This window comes from Bradyrhizobium sp., from assembly GCF_028868675.1.
Lineage (GTDB): Bacteria > Pseudomonadota > Alphaproteobacteria > Rhizobiales > Xanthobacteraceae > Bradyrhizobium.
This window is the reverse complement of record NZ_JAGWUA010000323.1, coordinates 1-3,341: the sequence shown is the minus strand read 5'-3', so window position 1 is coordinate 3,341 and position 3,341 is coordinate 1. Positions and strand designations below refer to the sequence as shown.

Sequence of the window (3,341 nt, the reverse complement as noted above, 5' to 3'; positions counted from 1 at the left end):
GGTAAACGGCCGGTTAACATTACCGCTCGAATTGACGTCGCGCGCCAACGGCAATTTCCAACGTTTGCGCTAAGGATGGCCGCGTGACGCGGGGCGAGCCCGGCCCGGCCGCGTGAACGGGGAATATCGGGACGTGGTCGACATCGCGCATCGGACTGCGATCAACGCCGCATCGGCCAGGGATGCCACGCCGGCGCGCACCTCGCTCGTTGCCGTCGAATCCATCGATCCCGGACAGTGGCAGTCACTCGGCGACCGCGCCATCGAGCCGAACGCGTACTATCTGCCTGCCTGGGAGCTCGCCGTCAGCGCGTCCGCCCGCGGGCGCACCAACGCGCTGGCGCTGCACGCGTCCGATCCGTCATCCGCGCGGCTGACCGGCCTGATGCCGGTGGTGTCGTCGTGGCGAGCCTGGAAGCTCCCTTTGCCCGCGCTGGTGAGCGCACATCCCTATGGCACGCTGTGCAGCCCGCTGCTCGATCGCGCGATGGCGACGGACGCAGCCGCGCGTCTGCTGGAGCAGGCGCGACAGGCCGGCGCCCATGCGCTGATCCTGCGCGATGTCGCGCTTGACGGCGCCGCGATGCGCACGCTGCGGGACGCCCTGCGGCGCGCCGGCCTCGCGCCGCGCATGCTGAGGTCGCATCTGCGCGCTTGCCTCGATGCGTCGCAGGACGCCGACGCGCTGCTGCGCGATGCACTCGGCGGCAGGAAGCTGAAGGAATTGCGCCGACTGCGCCACCGTCTTGAAGAGCACGGCACCGTGTCGTTTGTCGTCGCGCGCACGCCCGGCGAGGTTCGCGCCGCGCTGGAAACCTTCCTGCAGCTGGAAGCCAGCGGCTGGAAGGGCAAACGCGGCACCGCGCTCGCCCAGCACGCGGGCGACGCGGCCTTCATCCGCCGTGCCGCACCAGCGCTGGCCGAGGCCGGGCAATGCGAGATCATCACCGTGCAAACCGGCGCGACGCCGGTGGCCGCCGGCATCGTGCTGCGCAGTCAGGACCGCGCCTTCTTCTTCAAGCTCGGCATCGACGAGCGCTTTGCGAGATATTCGCCGGGCGTGCAGCTCACGTGTGAGCTGACCCGGCACCTCTGCGCCGATCCGACCATCGCGAGCGCGGATTCCACCGCAGGCCCCGACCACCCCATGATCAACCCGATCTGGCGCGGCCGCTTTGCGATGGGCGACGTGCTCGTTCCCCTCAGGCGCAACGACCCTGCCGTGACGCTGATCCACGCGGCGCTGGTCGCGCGCGGTCTTGCACGAGACGCCGCGCGACGCGCGGTTCGCATGCTCCGCGGATGAGACGGGCTACTCCGCCGCCTCGGCGTTGATCTCCGCCGAGACCTCGCGGATGGCGCGGGCGAGCAGGTTCGGGTCCTGCGCGCCGGAGACGGCGTATTTCTGCGCAAACACATAGGTCGGCACGCCGGAGATGCCCTTGTCGGAGGCCTCCTGCGCCTGCGCCGAGATTCGCGCGACGTCCTCGTCGGTGGCGAGCCGCCGGCGGACGTCATCCGCATCGAGGCCGACATCGGCCGCCGCCTGCACCAGCACGTCGACGTCGGTGAGATCGCCGCCGTCGCGGAAATAGAGCTCCATCAGCCGCTGCTTCATCTCGGGCGCCTTGCCGATTGTCTCCGCCCAGAGGATCAGGCGGTGGCAGTCGATGGTGTTGGGCTGGCGCCTGACGAGATCGGGCCGATAGGTCAGCCCCTCCTCGCTCGCGGCAGCGACGACGCGGCCCGCGATGCCCTTGTAGGCCTCGACCGAGCCGAACTTGGCGGTCAGATAGTCCTCGCGGCTGATGCCCTCGCGCGGCACCCAGGGATTGAGGAAGAACGGACGGAAGGTCACCTTGACCGGAACATCCGGCACCAGCGCGAGCGCGCTCTCGATGCGGTGCTTGCCGATATAGCACCAGGGGCACACCACGTCGGAGACGACGTCGATCTGCAGCGGTTTCAGCGTGCTCATGGGCGCCTCCTGCGGGCCTTTGGTTCGCCCGAAGATAAGCCGAACGCGGCCCGAGACAAGAGCGCTATGCGAGGCCGGCCGCGATCTGCTTCAGCCGTTCGGCCGTGCGCTCGTCGGCGGGAAAGAACGTCTCCAGCGTCAGCTCCGACAGCGTGATGTCGACCGGCGTTCCGAACACCATGGTGGTGGAGAAGAAGCTCAGGACCTCGCCCTCGTGGCGCAGCTTGAAGGGGATCGCGACGTTGTCGCCCAACAGCGGCGCCGGGCGCGCCGGGACCGGATAGCTCTTGAGCTCGTGATAGAGCCTGATCAATTCGGCGTCGGCGGTCGCCTCGCATTGCCGGTGCAGGCGCTCCAGCAGGTGCCCGGACCATTCGCCGAGATTGACGGTGCGCGGCGCCAGCGCCTCCGGGTGGAAGGCGAGCCTGAGCACGTTGAGAGGCTGGCCGAGCAGGTGCTGCGGAACTCCCGCGAGGAGCGGCGCCACCATGCGGTTGGCGGCGACCAGATTCCAGCGCCGGTCATAGGCCAGCGCCGGATTGGGCTCATGCGCCCCGAGGACGAGATCGATCGCCTGGCGCGCCGACGCCAGCGCGGGATCCTCGAGCGGGCGCTGCGGAAAAGCCGGCGCGTAGCCGGCCGCGACGAGAAGCACGTTGCGTTCGCGCAAGGGCACCTCCAGCCGCTCCGCCAGCCTCAAGACCATGTCACGCGACGGCGTGGCGCGGCCGGTCTCGATAAAGCTCAGATGCCGCGCCGAGATCTCGGCCTCGCCGGCGAGATCGAGCTGGCTCATGCGGCGGCGCTGCCGCCATTCGCGCAAATGGTCGCCGACGTGGACCGACTGGGCTCGTTCGGCTCGCGCAGCGGATGCATGGGCGTTCATGGCCGAAAACCTAACACGCGGATTTCGCCCCTTCCATTACTCCCGAGGTAATCGAATTCGGCCGGCGAGCGGCGCATCTTCGCGAGCACAGGAGCCTCTGCCCGTTCCGCCTCGCCCGCCTGCTTCGCGCCTTCTGGCGCGGGCTGCGCTGATCTTCCCTGAATCTCCAAACCAAGGAGAACGATCATGATCCACGCATCCCGCTTCCTGCGCCGCACCCTGCTCGCCGACGCGATCTTCAGCGGCGTCGCGGCGCTCGGCTTTACCTTCGGCGCCGGCGCGTTCGCCTCGCTCTTCAACCTCCCCGAGGCGCTGCTGCGCGAGAGCGGCCTGTTCCTGATCGCCTATACCGCGCTGGTCGGCTGGCTGTCGTCGCGGAGCGCCGTGGCGAAGGCGCTCGTCATCATGGTCGTCGCCGGCAACGCCGCCTGGACGGTTGCGAGCATTGCCCTCTTGTTCTCCGGCGCGGTGTCACCG

5 protein-coding genes are annotated in these 3,341 nt (G+C 69.0%); 2 read left to right on the top strand and 3 right to left on the bottom strand.

Annotated elements, in window-relative coordinates; translation table 11 throughout:
- Positions 1-133 precede the first annotated feature (133 nt).
- Positions 134-1,306, top strand: a complete 1,173-nt coding sequence (locus KGM94_RS24470; RefSeq protein ID WP_300265080.1) for a GNAT family N-acetyltransferase — start codon at positions 134-136, stop codon at positions 1,304-1,306.
- Between the two features lie 6 nt (positions 1,307-1,312).
- Here KGM94_RS24470 and KGM94_RS24465 read toward each other — a convergent pair whose 3' ends face one another.
- The 3 genes from KGM94_RS24465 to KGM94_RS24455 all read right to left on the bottom strand — a co-directional run bounded on the left by KGM94_RS24465 (position 1,313) and on the right by KGM94_RS24455 (position 3,052).
- Positions 1,313-1,978 (bottom strand): DsbA family oxidoreductase, encoded by a 666-nt coding sequence (locus KGM94_RS24465; protein WP_300265077.1) that lies wholly within the window; start codon positions 1,976-1,978, stop codon positions 1,313-1,315.
- A gap of 64 nt (positions 1,979-2,042) precedes the next feature.
- Positions 2,043-2,864: a helix-turn-helix transcriptional regulator gene (locus KGM94_RS24460; RefSeq protein ID WP_300265074.1), complete on the bottom strand. Its 822-nt coding sequence runs from the start codon at positions 2,862-2,864 to the stop codon at positions 2,043-2,045.
- A complete protein-coding gene (locus tag KGM94_RS24455; RefSeq protein WP_300265071.1) occupies positions 2,861-3,052 on the bottom strand; it encodes a hypothetical protein in 192 nt (63 codons plus the stop codon). Before KGM94_RS24455 ends, KGM94_RS24460 begins: the two co-directional genes overlap by 4 nt.
- Here KGM94_RS24455 and KGM94_RS24450 point away from each other — a divergent pair.
- The coding region (locus KGM94_RS24450; protein ID WP_300265068.1) for a hypothetical protein at positions 3,051-3,341 on the top strand (291 nt) is incomplete at its 3' end. The two genes, KGM94_RS24455 and KGM94_RS24450, sit on opposite strands and share 2 nt — an antisense overlap.

What these genes read in the sequence shown, in the direction of transcription:
- KGM94_RS24465 (WP_300265077.1), bottom strand. Translation starts at nt 1,978, where the DNA reads ATGAGCACGCTGAAACCGCTGCAGATCGACGTCGTCTCCGACGTGGTG.
- KGM94_RS24460 (WP_300265074.1), bottom strand. Translation starts at nt 2,864, where the DNA reads ATGAACGCCCATGCATCCGCTGCGCGAGCCGAACGAGCCCAGTCGGTC.
- KGM94_RS24455 (WP_300265071.1), bottom strand. Translation starts at nt 3,052, where the DNA reads ATGATCGTTCTCCTTGGTTTGGAGATTCAGGGAAGATCAGCGCAGCCC.